Below are 16,572 nucleotides of genomic sequence, written 5' to 3'. Positions count from 1 at the left end.
GCTGCCGCGATGGCCGCGAACGCTCGCAAAAACGCAAGAATCAACCCTTATATGGGTGCGTTTCTAACCTCAGGACGTTACGGAGAATGAACCAGTGGATAGCAGTCGGCGCGCTGGGTCTGGTGGGACTACTCATTCCGCTCGGAATGATGGCGGTGTCGAGTCTCCTCCGGCCGAGCGTCCCGGAAGACAGTAAACGCGCCACCTACGAGAGCGGCGAGATCCCGACGGGGACGACGCGGATCCGGTTCAACATCCAGTACTACATGGTCGCTCTGCTGTTCGTCGTCTTCGACATCGAGACCGTCCTCATCTTCCCGTGGACGGTCATGTACCGGAACGCGCTCGAAGGCGGGGCCAGCCTGATGCAGGTTCTCGCGCCGATGCTGGTGTTCATCGGCATCCTCGTCGTCGCGCTCGCGTGGGCCTGGCGCAACGGCGCAGTCGAGTGGGCGCGGAGCCCCCAGCAAACACGGAGTGTAACCAATGAGCAGCGATAAACCGCGGGAGTCGATCGTCGGGAGCACAGCGCCGCAGAACAAGACGCGCGAGGCCCGCATGGGCGAGGGCGTCGACGACCGCTTCAACTCGAAGCTGCGGGAGGCGTTCGGCTCGTCGCCGTTCATCCTCACGAAGTTCGACAAGTTCATGAACTGGGTGCGGGGGTCCTCCATGTTCATGCTCCAGTTCGGCATCGCCTGCTGCAGCATCGAGATGATGCACACGTACGCGGTCAAACACGACCTGGACCGCTTCGGGGCGGGCGTCCCGCGCGCCTCGCCGCGGCAGGCCGACGTGATGATCGTGCCGGGGACGATCGTCTCGAAGTTCGCCCCCCGGATGAAGCGCGTCTACGACCAGATGCCCGAGCCGAAGTTCGTCGTCGGCATGGGCTCGTGTACCATCTCCGGCGGCCCGTTCCAGGAGGGGTACAACGTCGTGAAGGGCGCGGAGGAGGTCATCCCGGTCGACATCCACGTCCCTGGCTGTCCGCCCCGCCCCGAGGCGCTCGTCTACGGCGTCGCCAAGCTGCAGGAGCGCGTCGCCAACGGCGAGTCCGCGCCGGTGACGGTGAAGCCGTACGAACTCGAGCAGTTCGCCGACCTGGATCAGGACGAGATCGTCGACGAACTCGCGAAGGAGATCGACGAGGAGACGCTCGTCATGCGCTACAACTGGGCTGATTCGCCATGAGCACGCAGAAAGAACCCGAAGGTGACCTCGAAGTCGCCGACGGCGTCGACTACGACGCGCTCGCTGAGCTGCTCGGCGAGACGGCGATCGACCGCGAGTCCCACCTGAACGCGGAGGGCTTCGTCGTCCGGCCCGACGAGGTGCAGGACGCGCTGTTCGCCCTGCGCGACGAGGCCGGCTTCGACCACCTCTCCTGCGTGACCGCACAGGAGTACGAGGACCGGTACGAGTCGATCTACCACCTCAAGAAGTACGACGACCCGACCCAGGAGGTCAGCGTCGTCGTGCCGACGACGAAGAACGACCCCGTCAGTCAGTCGGCAGAGCCCGTCTACCGCACGGCCGACTGGCACGAGCGCGAGGCGTACGACCTCGTCGGTATCGACTACGAGGGGCACCCCGACCTGCGCCGCATCCTCCTGCCGGAGACGTGGACGGGTCACCCCCTGGCGAAGGACTTCGACCAGGAGAAGCCCCAGATCGTCACCTTCGAGGAGCACGCGAACCCGCTGGAGGAGGATCACAAGGACGCCGAGTCCGACACGATGTTCGTCAACATCGGGCCGCACCACCCGGCGACCCACGGCGTCCTCCACCTCGAAGCGACGCTCGACGGCGAGACGGTCGCCGACGTCGAACCCGACATCGGCTACCTCCACCGCTGCGAGGAGCAGATGGCCCAGCAGGGGACGTACCGCCACCAGATCATGCCGTACCCCGACCGCTGGGACTACTCCTCGGCCGGCCTACTCAACGAGTGGGCGTACGCGCGCGCAGCGGAGGACCTCGCGGACCTCGACGTGCCGGAGTACGCGCAGGTCATTCGGACGATGGGCGCGGAGCTGTGCCGCATCGCGGGCCACATGCTCGCGGTCGGCACGTTCGCGCTCGACGTGTACGGCGACTTCACCGCCATCTTCATGTACGCCATGCGCGACCGGGAGAAGGTCCAGACGATCCTGGAGGACCTGACCGGCCAGCGCATGATGTTCAACTACTTCCGGCTCGGCGGCGTCGCCTGGGACCTGCCGGAGCCCCGCGAGGACTTCTTCGAGAAGACGCGGGACTTCCTCGACGACCTGCCGGGGGCGCTGGAGGAGTACCACGACCTGCTGACGGGCAACGAGATCTTCCAGTCGCGCTGTATCGACACGGGGATCCTCGAACCGGAGGTCGCCAAGTCCTACGGCGCGACGGGGCCGGTCGCCCGCGGGTCCGGCATCGACTACGACCTGCGCCGCGACGACCCGTACGGCTACTACGACGAACTCGACTGGGACGTCGTCACCGAGGACGGCTGCGACAACTACAGCCGCGTCCTCGTCCGGCTGCAGGAGGTCGAGCAGTCCGCGCGGATCATCGAGCAGTGTATCGACCTGCTCGAGGACTGGCCGGAGGAGGAACGCACCATCCAGAGCAACGTCCCGCGGACGCTCAAGCCCGACCCGGACACGGAGATCTACCGCGCGGTCGAGGGTGCGAAGGGCGAGCTCGGCATCTACATCCGGAGCGACGGCACGGACAAGCCCGCCCGGTTCAAGATCCGCAGCCCCTGCTTCCACAACCTCTCCGTGCTCCCGGAGATGGCCAACGGCGAGTACATCGCAGACATGATCGCCTCGCTCGGTAGCCTCGACATCATCCTCGGGGAGGTGGACCGCTGATGATCGCCCAGCAGAAGACCCTGCTGCCCGAGCGGGTCGGCGACCTGCTCGGCCTCAACCAGTTCGGGATGGCCGGCGACCTGGTCGCGACCTTCCTCGCGGCCTTCCTCGTCGGCAACCTGATGCTGGCGATGACCGGCGTCGCCGGCCCGTGGGCCAAGCGGAAGATCACCGCCGCGTTCACGGACCGCATCGCCGTCAACCGCATCGGGCCGTTCGGCCTGTTCATCATCGTGGCCGACGCCGTCCGCCTGCTGTCGAAGGAGCTCATCGTCCCCGAGAACGTCGACCGGCCGGCGTGGGACCTCGCGCCGATCGTCGTCGCGTCCTCGGCGCTTCTCGGCTTCGCCGTCATCCCGATGGGGAACGGCATCCACCTCGCCGACCCCGAGGTCGGCCTCGCGTACGTCTTCGCCGTCGCCGGCATCGCGAGCATCGGGCTGGCGATGGGCGGCTACGCGTCCGCGAACAAGTACTCGCTGCTCGGCGGTCTGCGCGCCATCGCGCAGAACATCGCCTACGAGATCCCGCTGGTCATCACGGCGGCGTCGGTGGTCATCTTCACCGGTTCGCTCCGGATGTCCACTATCGTCGAGGTGCAGGCCGAGCCGCTGCTGACGGTCGCTGGCCTGACCATCCCGTCGTGGTTCGCGTTCGTCAACCCGTTCGCGTTCGTGCTGTTCGTGGTCGCGAACCTCGCGGAGGTCGGGCGTAACCCGTTCGACACGCCCGAAGCGCCGACGGAGATCATCGCCGGGTACCAGACGGAGTACTCGAGCGTCTACTTCGTCCTGTTCTACCTCGGCGAGTTCCTGCACATCTTCCTCGGCGGCGCCATCATCGCGACGCTGTTCCTCGGCGGTCCCGCGGGCCCGATCCTGCCGGGCATCGTCTGGTTCATCATCAAGATCTGGGCCGTCTTCCTGCTGACCCAGTGGTTCCGCTCGGCCATCCCGCGCGTCCGCATCGATCAGCTTATCCAGATCGGCTGGAAAGGCATGCTCGTACTGAGCTTCGCGAACCTGGTGCTCACGGCCATCATCGTGGGAGTGATAGTATGATCGGACTCCTGAAATCCATGGCGACGACGATGAAACACGCGCTCGACGGGAACACGTTCACCGTCGAGTACCCCGAGACCGCGCCGGAGGTCAGTCCGCGATTCCGCGGGGTACACAAGTTCAGCCAGGAGCGGTGCATCTGGTGCCGGCAGTGCGAGAACGTCTGCCCCAACGACACTATCCAGATCGTCACCGACGAACAGCGCAACGCCGAGCAGTACAACCTCCACATCGGGCAGTGCATCTACTGCCGGCTCTGCGAGGAGGTCTGTCCGGTCGACGCCATCCTGCTCACCCAAAACTTCGAGTTCACGGGCGATACCAAGGACGACCTGGTGTACAACAAGGAGCAGCTGAAGAACGTCCCGTGGTACAAGGACATCGACCCGCTCGAATCCCGCGAACCGGACCGCGGCGCCTGGATCGGCGAGGGCGAGGGCGAACTCGACTACCAGTAGCGTTCTGACCTTTTTCTCGCGCGTTACCTGCCAGCGAGCCGCTTCGGCGGCGCGTATGATCCTCGGTAACACAACTCGAAAAATCAGGCGAGATATCCTGAGAATCCCGACTATCGGTTCTGGCCCGTCGTAGCCGTCTCGAAATCTTGAAAGGGCATCCGCCGAGAGGTTATAGCAATGGCACCATACGAGACCATCGCGTTCGCGCTGTTCGCCGCTATCACGGTGGCGAGCAGTCTCGGCGTCGTGCTGATGCGGGACGTGTGGCACTCCGCACTACTGCTCGGCGTCGCGCTGCTCAGCGTCGCGGTGCACTACGTGATGCTGCAAGCGGAGTTCCTTGCAGCGATGCAGGTCCTCGTCTACGTGGGCGGGGTCCTCATCCTGATCACGTTCGCCGTGATGCTCACGCGCGAACAACAGCCGCGGGAGGTGGCCGAGACATGAACGACGGACCGGATCTGCGGCTGGGGAGGGACCTCCTCCCCGGCCTGGGGGCGGTCGCACTGTTCGCCGTCTTCGCGTACGTCTTCCTGAACGCGTCGTTCGGCAACGCGGCGGGGTTCCCGGCCGGCGAGAGCATCACCGAGAACATCGGGTACGCGATGTTCGACCTGACGACGCTCCAGACCGTCCCCGCCGAGGGCTTCCTCGTGTCGCTTATCGTCATCGGCATCGCGCTGGACGCCGCGCTCGAGGGCTCGATCATGCTCGCCAAGCGCGAGGAGGGCGGCGAGGTCGTGAACCCGCTGCGCTCGGAAGCCGACGACGAGGAGACGGCGCCCGAAGGGGGGCAACCGGGGGGTGAGCTCTGATGGCGGTGCCGGTCGAGTACTACCTCGTGCTGTCGGCCGCGGTGTTTTGCATCGGGCTGTTCGGCATTCTCACGCGGCGGAACGCGCTGATGTTCCTGATGTCGGTCGAGCTGATGCTGAACGCGGCCAACATCAACTTCATCGCGTTCTCGTTCCAGCACGGCAACCTCACCGGACAGGTGTTCAGCCTGTTCACGATGGCGCTCGCCGCCGCGGAGGTCGCCGTCGGTATCGGCATCATCCTCGTCCTCTACCGCAACTTCCAGGACGTGGACGTAACCAAAGCGGCAACGATGAGGTGGTAACTACATGTTCGAATACGCGCCCGCGATCGCGTTGCTTCCGTTCGTATCGTTCCTGATCGCGCTCTCCGTGGGCAGCTACATGCCCAAGAAGGGGGCGTTCGCCGGAATCGCCGCCACGGGCGGGTCGCTGCTGCTGTCGCTGTGGGCGTTCCTCACCGTGAGCGGCGGCGAAGTGTACAACGAGCCGGACCTGTTCACGTGGGTCGCCGCAGAGGAGCTCTCCCTCTCCTTCGGCATCCTCATCGACCCGCTGTCGGCGATGATGCTCGTCATCGTCAGCCTGGTCGCGTTCCTGGTCCACGTGTTCAGCCTGGGCTACATGAACGACGAGGGCGAGACGGGCCTCCCGCGGTACTACGCCGAACTCGGCCTGTTCACCTTCAGCATGCTGGCGTTCGTCTACGCCAGCAACCTGCTGATGGCGTTCATGTTCTTCGAGCTGGTCGGGCTCTGCTCGTACCTGCTCATCGGCTTCTGGTTCCGCACCGAGAGCGCGGCGAGCGCGGCCAAGAAAGCGTTCCTGGTCACCCGCTTCGGTGACTACTTCTTCCTCATCGGCGTCGTCGGGATCATCGCCACGTTCGGCACGGCGCAGTTCGCCGGCCAGGAGTCGTTCCCGGTGCTCGCCGAACACGCGCTCGTCGACGGCGAGACGGACGCGATGACGACGTTCCTCGGTCTCGGCGAGCAGGCCTGGGTCGCGCTGCTGGGCATGCTCGTGCTGGGCGGCGTCATCGGCAAGTCCGCGCAGTACCCGCTGCACACCTGGCTCCCCGACGCGATGGAGGGCCCGACGACGGTCTCCGCGCTCATCCACGCGGCGACGATGGTCGCGGCCGGCGTCTACCTCGTCGCCCGGATGTACGGCTTCTACGCGCTGAGCCCGACGGTGCTCACGTTCATCGCGTTCGTGGGCGGCTTCACCGCCCTGTTCGCGGCGACGATGGGCGTCGTCAAGGACGACATCAAGCGCGTGCTCGCGTACTCGACGATATCGCAGTACGGATACATGATGCTCGGCCTCGGGGCCGGCGGCTTCGTCGCCGGGTCCTTCCACCTGATGAACCACGCCTTCTTCAAGGCGCTGCTGTTCCTCGGGTCGGGGTCGGTCATCGTGCTGATGCACCACGAGCAGGACATGTGGGAGATGGGCGGCCTGAAGGACGAGGCACCCGTCACCTACTACACGTTCCTCGCGGGCTCGCTCGCGCTCGCGGGCATCGTCCCGTTCTCGGGCTTCTGGAGCAAGGACGAAATCCTGTTCGAGGCGCTCCACTACGGCCTCGGGAACCAGCCGCTGCTGCTCGGCGCGTACGCGATGGGTCTCGTCGCCGTCTTCTTCACCGGGTTCTACACCTTCCGGATGGTGTTCCTGACGTTCCACGGCGAACCGCGATCCGACACCGCGCGGGACCCGCACGCGGTCGGCTGGTCGATCAAGGTGCCGCTCGTCGTGCTCGGCCTGCTGGCGACGTTCATCGGCTTCGTCAACATGGTGCCGGTCGCCGAGCTCACCGGCTCGAACATCGAGTTCCTCCACCAGTGGCTCGACGGGCCCGAGGAGACGGTCACGTCGGTCCACCACTACGAGGAACTCGTCCACGACGCCGCGCACTTCGAGGCGTCCGACATCGGTCCGTTCCTCCCCGGCGCGCTGTCGCTGGGGCTCGCGCTCGCCGGCGCGTTCCTCGCTCACACGCTGTACAACGTGCCGGACCCCGAGCCCCACACCGAGAAGCTCGGCAGCATCCGCACGCTGCTGAAACACAACTACTACCAGGACGAGTACCAGGTCTGGCTCGCCGAGGGGCTGACCCTGCCTATCGCCCGCGCCGCCAACAAGTTCGACCAGACGGTCATCGACGGCGCGGTCAACGGCGTTAGCCGCGTGAGCCTCGACTCCGGGAGCCGCCTGAAGCAGGTGCAGACCGGCGTGGTCACGAACTATGCCGCCATGCTCACGCTCGGGCTCGTGGCGCTGCTCGTCGTCGTCGGCCTCTACGGAGGGTGGTTCTGAATGTTGATCGAGACACTCATCGTCGTCACGTTCGTCGGCTCGCTCGTCACCTTCGCCGCGCCGAACCGCTGGGCCGGCGAACTGGCGTTCGGGATCAGCGCGCTCCCGCTCGTCGGGAGCCTCGTGATGTACAGTCAGTTCGACGGAACCGGCAACGCCCTGATGGGCGGCGAACTCGCCTTCGAGCAGTCCGCCGAGTGGATATCGCTGGGCGCGTACTCGCTCAACTGGCACACCGGTCTGGACGGCATCAGCATGCCGCTGGTCGTCCTGACGACGGTGCTCGTCACGCTCGCGATCGTCTCGGCGTGGACGCCCATCGACGAGCGCCAGTCCCAGTTCTACGGGCTGGTGCTGTTCATGGAGGCGGGCCTGCTCGGCGTCTTCGCGGCGCTCGACTTCTTCGTGTGGTTCGTCTTCTGGGAGGCCGTCCTCGTCCCGCTGTACCTGCTCATCGGCGTCTGGGGCGGTCCTCGCCGGAAGTACGCGGCGATCAAGGTGTTCGTCTACACCAACGTCGCCTCGCTGGCGATGTTCATCGGCTTCGTCGCGCTGGTGTTCAACCTGCCCGTCGACACGTTCGACCTGCCGACGGTCGCGCAGGCGCTGGCCAACGACCAGCTGCAGGCGCCCGGCTGGACGAGCGTGAGCGCGCTGAAGACCGGCGCGTTCGTCGCGATGTTCGCCGGGTTCGCCGTGAAGGTGCCCGTCGTCCCGTTCCACACCTGGCTGCCGGACGCCCACGTCGAGGCCCCGACCCCGGTGTCGGTGCTGCTGGCGGGCGTCCTCCTGAAGATGGGTACGTACGCCCTGCTGCGGTTCAACTTCACGATGCTCGCCGACGTCGCCACCCAGTACGCGGAGATAATCGCCATCTTCGCCGTGGTGAGCGTCATCTACGGCGCCCTGCTGGCGCTGGCCCAGCAGGACCTCAAGCGCATCGTCGCGTACTCCTCGGTCTCCTCGATGGGGTACGTACTCCTCGGCCTCGTCGCGTATACGACCTACGGGGTCGGCGGCGCGACGTTCCAGATGATCTCCCACGGCCTCATCTCCGGCCTGATGTTCATGGCCGTCGGCGTCATCTACAACACGACCCACACCCGGATGGTGACGGACATGTCCGGGCTGGCCGACCGGATGCCGGTCACCGTCGGCATCCTCGTCGGCGGCGCGTTCGGCTACATGGGGCTGCCGCTGATGTCCGGCTTCGCCGCCGAGTTCTTCGTGTTCCTCGGCGCGTTCCGCTCGGGCACGCTCTCGGGCGCACCGGTGTTCACCGCGGTGGCGATGTTCGGCATCGTCATCGTCGCGGGCTACCTGCTCTTCGCGATGCAGCGGACGCTGTTCGGGCCGTTCCGGCTCGACACCGACTACGAGGTCGGCCCCGCGCCGCTGCACGACGTGGCGCCGCTTTTCGCCCTGCTGCTGCTCGTCATCGTCCTGGGCGTCGAGCCGGATCTCTTCTTCGAGATGATCCGTGACGCCGTCAACCAGATGCCCCTGGTCGAAGCGGGCCTCGGAGGTGGTCACTGATGGCTCTGTACGAACTCCCTGAGTGGGCCGGCCTCGCCCCCGCGCTGATCCTGGCGGCGACATCGCTGGTCCTGCTCCTCATCGACAGCATCGACCCCGACTCGTCGAACCGCCCCGCGCTCGCCGGCACCGCGACGACCGGCGCCCTGCTCGCGCTCGCCGTTACCGGCTGGTTCCTGGCCGCCGGCGTCGGTGACCCCGACGGGCGGGGCGTCATCTCGCTGTTCGGCGACCAGCTGGTCGTCGACCAGATGAGCCTGCTGTTCACGTTCATCTTCACGAGCGTGACGGCGATGGTGACGGTCGCGAGCTACGACTACCTGCGCGGTCACAGCTACCAGGCCGAGTACTACTCGCTCGTCCTGCTCGCGGCGACGGGCATGGCGACGATGGCCAGCGCGGCCAGCCTGGCGACCGTGTTCGTCAGCTTCGAGCTGCTCAGCCTCTCCTCGTACGCGCTCGTCGCGTTCCTCAAGGAAAACCGCGGAAGCGTCGAGGCGGGCCTGAAGTACTTCCTCATCGGCGCGCTCTCCTCGGCGATCTTCGTCTACGGCATCAGCCTGGTGTACGCCGTCACCGGCTCGCTCCAGCTGACCGCCGTCGCCGAGGCGGCCGCGGGCACCGAACTCGTCGGCGTCCTCGGTCTGGGCGTCCTGCTGGTGCTCGGCGGGGTCGCGTTCAAGACCGCGACCGTCCCGTTCCACTTCTGGGCGCCCGAGGCGTACGAGGGCGCGCCCGCGCCCATCAGCGCGTTCCTCTCCTCGGCGTCGAAGGCCGCCGGCTTCGTCGTCGCGTTCCGCGTGTTCACCGTCGCGTTCCCGGTCGAGCAGTTCCTCGAGATCGGCGTCGACTGGGTGTTCGCGGTCCAGATCCTCGCGGTCGTGACGATGACGCTCGGTAACTTCGCCGCGGCGACCCAGGATGAGGTCAAGCGGATGCTCGCGTACTCCTCGGTCGGGCACGCGGGCTACGCGCTCATCGGCCTGGCGGCGATCACGGGGTCGAACAGCGACCTCGTGCTCGGCGCGGGGATGATGCACCTGGTCGTCTACGGCTTCATGAACACCGGCGCGTTCCTGTTCGTCGCACTCGCGGAGTACTGGGACGTCGGCCGCACGTTCGAGGACTACAACGGTCTCGCGTCGCGGGCCCCGGTCGCCTCGCTGGCGATGACGGTGTTCATGCTCAGTCTCGCGGGCCTGCCGCCGTTCGGCGGCTTCGCGAGCAAGTACATCCTGTTCATGGGCGCCGTCAACGCCGGCTTCTGGTGGCTGGCCGCGATCGGCGCGATCAACAGCGCGCTGTCGCTGTACTACTACTCCCGGGTCGTCAAGGCGCTGTGGATCGAGGACCCGAGCGACGACGTCGCGAAGGTCGGCGTCACCGAACAGCCGGTCGGCATCTACGCCGCCATCGTGTTCGCGGCCGTCATGACGGTCGCGCTCCTGCCCGCGTTCGGCCCCGTCTCCGAGACGGCCATCAGCGCGGCGGCGGCGCTGGTGCCCTGACGGGCGGACCGCTTCTCGGTTCGTCGTTCGCGTTTCGTTCTCGGCTCGTTTCCGCGCTCTCCCGGAGAGCGCTACGTTTTAACCGCCGGGGCCGCGAGTAGGGGTATGGTTTCCCGGCTGGTGCTGGGGTGCGGGGCGGTCGGCCAGCGACTCGTCGAGAAGATCGCCCGCCGCGACGGCGACCTCGAAGTCGTCTGCGGCGACCGCGACCGCGTCGAGACGCTTCGGAACGACAACGTGCGCGCCCGGCACGCGGACCCGGCGGATCCCGCTATCGCCGACGAGGCAGCGCCGGCCACGGTCGACGTGGTGGTGGTCGCCGGCGACGACGCCGAGCGCAACGTCCGCCTCGCGCAGCAGGCGGCAACGGCGTACCCCGACGCCTTCCGCCTGGCGTACGCGGGCGTCGACCCGACCGACGAGCAGCGCGCCGCCCTCGAAGCGGCGGCCGACGCGGTCGTCGACCCCGGCGGCGCGACGGCGGCGTACCTGATCGACCTCGTGGCGAGCGAGGAGGGCGTGCAGGCGCGCCGCCTGCGCCGGACGCTCCAGCGGATCGGCGGCACGCTGGCGGTGGTCATGCACGACAACCCGGACCCGGACGCCATCGCCAGCGCGATCGCGCTGTCGCTGGTCGCAGAGACCGTCGGCATCGACGCGGTCGCGTGTTACTACGGCGACATCAGCCACCAAGAGAACCGCGCGCTGGTGAACCTGCTCGACCTCGACCTCCGGCGGCTCGGCCCCGACGACGACCTGGACGCGTTCGACGGGTTCGCGCTGGTCGACCACTCGCGGCCCGGCGTCAACGACCAGCTCCCGGAGGACACGCCGATCGACGTGGTGATCGACCACCACCCGCCGCGAGCGCCCGTGGAGGCGAAGTTCGTCGACCTCCGGAGCGACGTCGGCGCGACCAGCACGCTCATGACGGGGTATCTCGACCAGTTCGGCCTGGAGATAGACCGGACCGTGGCGACGGCGCTGCTCTACGGCATCCGGATCGATACCGCGGACTTCAGCCGCGAGGTGTCGGCCGCCGACTTCGACGCGGCGGCGCTTTTGTTGCCCCACGTCGACGCCGGCGTGCTGGAGCGCGTGGAGTCGCCGAGCGTCAGCACCGACACGCTGGAGACGGTCGCCAGCGCCGTCCGAAACCGGGAGGTCCGCGACGACGTGCTCTGCTCCTGCGTCGGCGAGATCAGCGACCGCGACGCCCTCGCACAGGCCGCGGACAGGCTGCTCGACATGGACGGGATCCACACGACGGTCGTGTACGGCTACGCGGACGGCGTCATCTACCTCTCCGCGCGGTCGCGGGGGGCGACGCTGGACCTGGGCGAGACCCTGCGGTCGGCCTACGACCAGATCGGCAGCGCCGGCGGCCACGCGGACATGGCCGGGGCGCAGATACCGCTCGGGGTCATCGGCGAGGTGGAAGCCGACGAGCGGCTGGACAGCGTCGTTCGGGACGTGATCACCGACCGCTTCTTCGACGCGGTGCAGGACACCCGCGTCGACCGGACGACCTCGTTCTCGAACGAGACTGGGAGCTTCGAGTTCCCCTTTGCGGCCGCCGACCCTGACGACTCGCCGGGCGACCACGGGACGTAGTCCGGGAACCTTTTTGCTCGCAGGCGGCGTCCTGCACGTATGAGCGATGCCGACGAGGGGAACCCCCGAGTGCGGGAGTACATGACCCGCGACGTGGTGACGGTGTCGCCGGACGACACGGTCGGCGAGGTGTCGGAACGGATCGCCGAGAGCGAGGAGCACTCCGGCTTCCCCGTCACCGACCGCCGTCGCGTCGAGGGGTTCGTCAGCGCGCGGGACCTGCTGCTGGCCGACGACGCCGACCCGCTGTTCAAGGTGATGACTGACGACCTCATCGTCGCCCATCCAGAGATGAAGGTGACCGACGCCGCGCGCGTCATCCTGCGTTCCGGCATCCAGAAGCTGCCGGTGGTCGACGACGCCGGCAACCTCGTCGGGATCATCAGCAACGCCGACGTGATCCGGAGCCAGATAGAGCGCGCGACGCCCGAGAAGGTCGGCAAGCTCCGCCGGACGTTGGAGAGCATTCACGACCTCGACCTCCGCGAGGAGCGCCGCGAGGTCCCCCTCGCCGAGCTTACGCCCACGCAGGGACGGGTGTACGCGGACGAACTGGAGGGGCGGCGCTACGAGCTGGAGCGCGGTCTCGCGGAGCCGCTCGTCGTCATCGACAACGACGGGAAGCTCCTGCTCGCCGACGGGCACCACCGCGTCCTCGCCGCCGACCGCCTCGACATCGACGAGATGGACGCCTACGTCATCGTCGTCGACGAAGGCGTCGAACTGGGGATGGAACGCACCGCGGCGAACGAGGGGCTGGAGTCGCTGGAAGACGTCGAGGTGGTCGACTACGCGCGGCACCCGCTCGTCGAGACGACCGAGCGTCTGCAGTAGGCGGGGCGCGGGTCGGTTCTTCTCACTCCGTCTCGCCGGTCCCCGCTTCCGCTCCCGGAATCCTTAATGGGCGGTCCGGCAATATTTACGATCATGTACGACGATGACGAACTCGCGGACATCCGCGAGGCCAGGGAGGAGTGGGAGGAGGAGACGCTCGACCCGGTACTGGAGCGCTACGGCGAGCGCCGCGACCGCTTCGCCACGGTGTCGAACCTGGAAGTCGACCGCCTCTACACGCCGGAGGACGTCTCGGAGACGGACTACGCGGAGGACTTGGGTTTCCCCGGGGAGCCGCCGTTCACCCGCGGCGTCTACCCGACGATGTACCGCGGCCGGACGTGGACGATGCGGCAGTTCGCCGGCTTCGGCACCGCGGAGGAGACCAACGAGCGCTTCCACTACCTCACCGAGGAGGGCCAGACCGGCCTCTCGACGGCGTTCGACATGCCGACCCTGATGGGGAAAGACTCCGACGACCCGCTCTCGGACGGCGAGGTGGGCAAGGAGGGCGTCGCCGTCGACACCCTGCGGGACATGGAGATCCTGTTCGACGGCATCGACCTGGGCGAGGTGTCGACCTCCTTCACGATCAACCCCAGCGCGCCCGTCATCTACGCGATGTACGTCGCGCTCGCCGACCAGCAGGGCGTGCCCCGCGACGAGGTCCGCGGAACGCTCCAGAACGACATGCTGAAGGAGTTCATCGCGCAGAAGGAGTGGGTCGTCCCGCCGGAGCCGAGCCTCGACGTCGTCACCGACACCATCGAGTTCGCCGTCGACGAGACGCCGAAGTTCAAGCCCATCTCCATCTCGGGCTACCACATCCGCGAGGCCGGCTCGACCGCCGTGCAGGAGCTCGCCTTCACGCTCGCCGACGGGTTCGCCTACGTCGAGGACTGCCTCGACCGCGGGCTCGACGTCGACGAGTTCGCGCCGCAGCTCTCCTTCTTCTTCAACTCGCACAACTCCATCTTCGAGGAGGTGGCGAAGTTCCGCGCCGCGCGGCGCATCTACGCCCGGGTCATGGACGAGTGGTACGACGCCGAACGCAAGGAGTCCAAGCAGCTGAAGTTCCACACCCAGACCGCCGGCCAGTCGCTGACGGCCCAGCAGCCGATGAACAACATCGTCCGCGTCACCATCCAGGCGCTCGCCGGCGTGTTCGGCGGCACCCAGAGCCTCCACACGAATAGCTTCGACGAGGCGCTCGCGCTCCCCAGCGAGGAGGCCGTCAGGGTCGCGCTGCGCACCCAGCAGATCATCTCGGAGGAGAGCGGCGCCGCCGACATCGTCGACCCGCTGGGCGGCAGCTACGCCGTCGAGGCGCTCACCGACGAGGTCGAGGAGAAGGCGATGGCGTACATCGAGGAGATCCGGGAGATGGGCGACGGGTCGGTTCGCGACGGCGTCCTCACGGGCATCGAAAACGGCTACTTCCACCGGGAGATCCAGGACGCCTCCTACGAGTACCAGGAGCGCGTCGAGCGCGGCGACGAGGTCGTCGTGGGCGTCAACCGGTTCGAGATCGAGGAGGACACCCGCCCGGAGATCCTCAAGGTCGACAAGGACGTCCAGCGCAAGCAGCGCGACCGGTTGGAGCGCGTCAAGGAGGAGCGCGACGACGAGGCCGTCGAGGCCGCCCTCGCGGCCATCGACGACGCCATCGAGAGCGACGACAACGTGATGCCGCCCATCGTCGACGCCGTGAAGGCCTACGCCACGATGGGCGAGATCATGCAGGTGTTCGAGAAGCGCTACGGCTCCTACCAGGAGACCGCGAGTGTCGCCTGACAGGGACAGCCGGAAGTCGGGTCCGTAGTTCGCCGCCACGGGGTCGGCGATACCGGTCTGCGGATACGACCACTCCTCTGTCGCCGCCGCTGCCCGCGAGCGCTCACCGGCGGTTCGCCCCGCGCCATCTTGCGGTTTCGCTTACTCCTTGAGGTACGTTTAACAAGGTTGTCGTGAAAGCGTCTAGTATGGCAGACGATGACGAATCCCCGGACGTACAGCTCGAGGCGCGGCTCGAGGAACAGGAGGCGTTCGATCCGCCCGAGTCGTTCGAGGAGCAGGCGAACGTCTCGGACCCGAACATCTACGATGAGTTCGAGGAGAACTGGCCGGAGTGCTGGGAGCGAGCGGCCGACCTGCTTGACTGGGACGAGGAGTACGATCAGGTGCTCGACGATTCCGACGCGCCGTTCTACGAGTGGTTCACCGGCGGCTCGCTGAACGCCTCGTACAACTGTATCGACCGCCACGTCGAAAGCGGCCGGAAGAACCAGGCCGCCATCAAGTGGGAGGGCGAACTGGGCGAGACACGCACGTACACCTATCAGGACCTCTACCGCGAGGTCAACGAGTTCGCGGCGGCGCTGCGGGACATGGGCGTCGAGGAGGACGACGTGGTGACGCTGTACATGCCGATGGTGCCGGAACTCCCCATCGCGATGCTGGCGTGCGCCCGTATCGGCGCACCGCACAGCGTGGTGTTCGCGGGGTTCTCGGCGGACGCGCTCGCGACGCGGATGAACAGCGCCGACTCGGAGTACCTGGTCACCTGCGACGGCTACTACCGCCGCGGCGACGCCCTCAACCACAAGCAGAAGGCCGACGAGGGGCTCCGCGGCGTCGACCACGAGGTGAGCGACGTGGTGGTCGTCGACCGCCTCGGCGACGAGCTCACCCACTTCCTCGGCGACAGCGCGCACGACTACGACGACCTCGTCGCCGACTACCAGGGCGAGCGCGTCGAGCCGGTGTCGCGGGACGCGGAGGACATGCTATTCTTGATGTACACGTCGGGGACGACCGGCGAGCCGAAGGGCGTGAAACACACCACCGGCGGCTACCTCTCGTACGTCAGCTGGACCAGTCAGGCCGTACTGGACATCAAGCCGGAGGACACGTACTGGTGCTCGGCGGACATCGGTTGGATCACGGGTCACTCCTACATCGTGTACGGCCCGCTCGCGCTCGGCACCACGACGGTGATGTACGAGGGCACCCCCGACTACCCCGAGAAGGACCGCCTCTGGGAGATCGTCGAGAAGTACGCCGTCGACCAGCTGTACACCGCGCCCACGGCGATCCGGGCGTTCATGAAGTGGGGCGCGGAGTTCCCCGAGCGCCACGACCTCTCCTCGCTGCGACTGCTGGGAACGGTGGGCGAGCCGATCAACCCGCGGGCGTGGAAGTGGTACTACAAGCACATCGGCGGCGAGGAGTGTCCCGTCGTCGACACCTGGTGGCAGACCGAAACCGGCGGCATGATGGTCACCACGCTCCCCGGCGTCGGTGAGATGAAGCCCGGCAGCGCCGGCCCCCCGCTTCCGGGTATCGACGCCCGCATCGTCGACGAGAGCGGCGAGGAGGTCGAGGCCGGCCGCGCGGGCTATCTCACCGTCGACAAGCCGTGGCCGGGAATATTGCGAACGCTGTACGAGAACGACGAGCGGTTCGTCTCGGAGTACTGGGCGGAGTACTCCGACGAGGAGGCCGATGAGTGGGTGTACTTCCCGGAGGACGGGGCGAAGATCGACGAGGACGGCTACATCACGGTG

General features: G+C 67.1%; 15 protein-coding genes. All 15 read left to right on the top strand.

The window, feature by feature from the left end; genetic code table 11:
* The first annotated feature begins 86 nt into the window (after positions 1-86).
* Positions 87-500 carry an NADH-quinone oxidoreductase subunit A gene (locus D8670_RS00075; RefSeq protein WP_121816062.1) on the top strand — a complete coding sequence of 138 codons (414 nt, stop codon included), beginning with the start codon at positions 87-89 and terminating at the stop codon, positions 498-500.
* A complete protein-coding gene (locus D8670_RS00070; RefSeq protein ID WP_121816061.1) occupies positions 487-1,194 on the top strand; it encodes an NADH-quinone oxidoreductase subunit B in 708 nt (235 codons plus the stop codon). The genes D8670_RS00075 and D8670_RS00070 overlap by 14 nt, the downstream gene beginning before the upstream one ends.
* Complete coding sequence (locus tag D8670_RS00065) at positions 1,191-2,858, top strand: NADH-quinone oxidoreductase subunit D (protein ID WP_121816060.1); 1,668 nt, start codon at positions 1,191-1,193, stop codon at positions 2,856-2,858. The genes D8670_RS00070 and D8670_RS00065 overlap by 4 nt, the downstream gene beginning before the upstream one ends.
* Positions 2,858-3,919 (top strand): complex I subunit 1/NuoH family protein, encoded by a 1,062-nt coding sequence (locus D8670_RS00060; protein ID WP_121816059.1) that lies wholly within the window; start codon positions 2,858-2,860, stop codon positions 3,917-3,919. Before D8670_RS00065 ends, D8670_RS00060 begins: the two co-directional genes overlap by 1 nt.
* The gene (locus D8670_RS00055; RefSeq protein WP_121816058.1) at positions 3,916-4,377 is read left to right on the top strand and encodes a NuoI/complex I 23 kDa subunit family protein; all 462 of its coding nucleotides are present in this window, start codon (positions 3,916-3,918) and stop codon (positions 4,375-4,377) included. Before D8670_RS00060 ends, D8670_RS00055 begins: the two co-directional genes overlap by 4 nt.
* A 177-nt stretch (positions 4,378-4,554) precedes the next feature.
* Complete coding sequence (locus D8670_RS00050; RefSeq protein ID WP_121816057.1) at positions 4,555-4,824, top strand: NADH-quinone oxidoreductase subunit J; 270 nt, start codon at positions 4,555-4,557, stop codon at positions 4,822-4,824.
* Positions 4,821-5,192, top strand: coding sequence for a hypothetical protein (locus tag D8670_RS00045; protein WP_121816056.1), 372 nt, complete (start codon positions 4,821-4,823; stop codon positions 5,190-5,192). The genes D8670_RS00050 and D8670_RS00045 overlap by 4 nt, the downstream gene beginning before the upstream one ends.
* Positions 5,192-5,497 (top strand): NADH-quinone oxidoreductase subunit NuoK, encoded by a 306-nt coding sequence (nuoK, locus tag D8670_RS00040; RefSeq protein ID WP_121816055.1) that lies wholly within the window; start codon positions 5,192-5,194, stop codon positions 5,495-5,497. The genes D8670_RS00045 and nuoK overlap by 1 nt, the downstream gene beginning before the upstream one ends.
* 4 nt (positions 5,498-5,501) lie before the next feature.
* Positions 5,502-7,514, top strand: coding sequence for an NADH-quinone oxidoreductase subunit L (nuoL, locus tag D8670_RS00035; protein WP_121816054.1), 2,013 nt, complete (start codon positions 5,502-5,504; stop codon positions 7,512-7,514).
* Positions 7,515-9,050: a complex I subunit 4 family protein gene (locus tag D8670_RS00030; RefSeq protein ID WP_121816053.1), complete on the top strand. Its 1,536-nt coding sequence runs from the start codon at positions 7,515-7,517 to the stop codon at positions 9,048-9,050.
* Positions 9,050-10,558, top strand: coding sequence for an NADH-quinone oxidoreductase subunit N (locus D8670_RS00025; RefSeq protein WP_121816052.1), 1,509 nt, complete (start codon positions 9,050-9,052; stop codon positions 10,556-10,558). The genes D8670_RS00030 and D8670_RS00025 overlap by 1 nt, the downstream gene beginning before the upstream one ends.
* 105 nt (positions 10,559-10,663) lie before the next feature.
* Complete coding sequence (locus tag D8670_RS00020; protein ID WP_121816051.1) at positions 10,664-12,172, top strand: DHH family phosphoesterase; 1,509 nt, start codon at positions 10,664-10,666, stop codon at positions 12,170-12,172.
* A gap of 39 nt (positions 12,173-12,211) precedes the next feature.
* Entirely contained in the window at positions 12,212-13,006 is a 795-nt protein-coding gene (locus tag D8670_RS00015) for a CBS domain-containing protein (protein WP_121816050.1), read from the top strand.
* Between the two features lie 93 nt (positions 13,007-13,099).
* Positions 13,100-14,800: an acyl-CoA mutase large subunit family protein gene (locus D8670_RS00010; protein WP_121816049.1), complete on the top strand. Its 1,701-nt coding sequence runs from the start codon at positions 13,100-13,102 to the stop codon at positions 14,798-14,800.
* A 188-nt stretch (positions 14,801-14,988) separates the two neighbouring features.
* A partial coding sequence (locus tag D8670_RS00005) for an acetate--CoA ligase (RefSeq protein ID WP_121816048.1) occupies positions 14,989-16,572 on the top strand: 1,584 nt, incomplete at its 3' end.

The sequence above is a fragment of the Halostella limicola genome (assembly GCF_003675875.1).
In the GTDB taxonomy this organism is placed as follows: Archaea; Halobacteriota; Halobacteria; order Halobacteriales; family Natronoarchaeaceae; genus Halostella; species Halostella limicola.
Note: the sequence above shows the minus strand (reverse complement) of the source record. Positions and strands in the feature narration are given on the sequence as shown.

What these genes read in the sequence shown, in the direction of transcription:
- D8670_RS00075 (WP_121816062.1), top strand. Translation starts at nt 87, where the DNA reads ATGAACCAGTGGATAGCAGTCGGCGCGCTGGGTCTGGTGGGACTACTC.
- D8670_RS00070 (WP_121816061.1), top strand. Translation starts at nt 487, where the DNA reads ATGAGCAGCGATAAACCGCGGGAGTCGATCGTCGGGAGCACAGCGCCG.
- D8670_RS00065 (WP_121816060.1), top strand. Translation starts at nt 1,191, where the DNA reads ATGAGCACGCAGAAAGAACCCGAAGGTGACCTCGAAGTCGCCGACGGC.
- D8670_RS00060 (WP_121816059.1), top strand. Translation starts at nt 2,858, where the DNA reads ATGATCGCCCAGCAGAAGACCCTGCTGCCCGAGCGGGTCGGCGACCTG.
- D8670_RS00055 (WP_121816058.1), top strand. Translation starts at nt 3,916, where the DNA reads ATGATCGGACTCCTGAAATCCATGGCGACGACGATGAAACACGCGCTC.
- D8670_RS00050 (WP_121816057.1), top strand. Translation starts at nt 4,555, where the DNA reads ATGGCACCATACGAGACCATCGCGTTCGCGCTGTTCGCCGCTATCACG.
- D8670_RS00045 (WP_121816056.1), top strand. Translation starts at nt 4,821, where the DNA reads ATGAACGACGGACCGGATCTGCGGCTGGGGAGGGACCTCCTCCCCGGC.
- nuoK (WP_121816055.1), top strand. Translation starts at nt 5,192, where the DNA reads ATGGCGGTGCCGGTCGAGTACTACCTCGTGCTGTCGGCCGCGGTGTTT.
- nuoL (WP_121816054.1), top strand. Translation starts at nt 5,502, where the DNA reads ATGTTCGAATACGCGCCCGCGATCGCGTTGCTTCCGTTCGTATCGTTC.
- D8670_RS00030 (WP_121816053.1), top strand. Translation starts at nt 7,515, where the DNA reads ATGTTGATCGAGACACTCATCGTCGTCACGTTCGTCGGCTCGCTCGTC.
- D8670_RS00025 (WP_121816052.1), top strand. Translation starts at nt 9,050, where the DNA reads ATGGCTCTGTACGAACTCCCTGAGTGGGCCGGCCTCGCCCCCGCGCTG.
- D8670_RS00020 (WP_121816051.1), top strand. Translation starts at nt 10,664, where the DNA reads ATGGTTTCCCGGCTGGTGCTGGGGTGCGGGGCGGTCGGCCAGCGACTC.
- D8670_RS00015 (WP_121816050.1), top strand. Translation starts at nt 12,212, where the DNA reads ATGAGCGATGCCGACGAGGGGAACCCCCGAGTGCGGGAGTACATGACC.
- D8670_RS00010 (WP_121816049.1), top strand. Translation starts at nt 13,100, where the DNA reads ATGTACGACGATGACGAACTCGCGGACATCCGCGAGGCCAGGGAGGAG.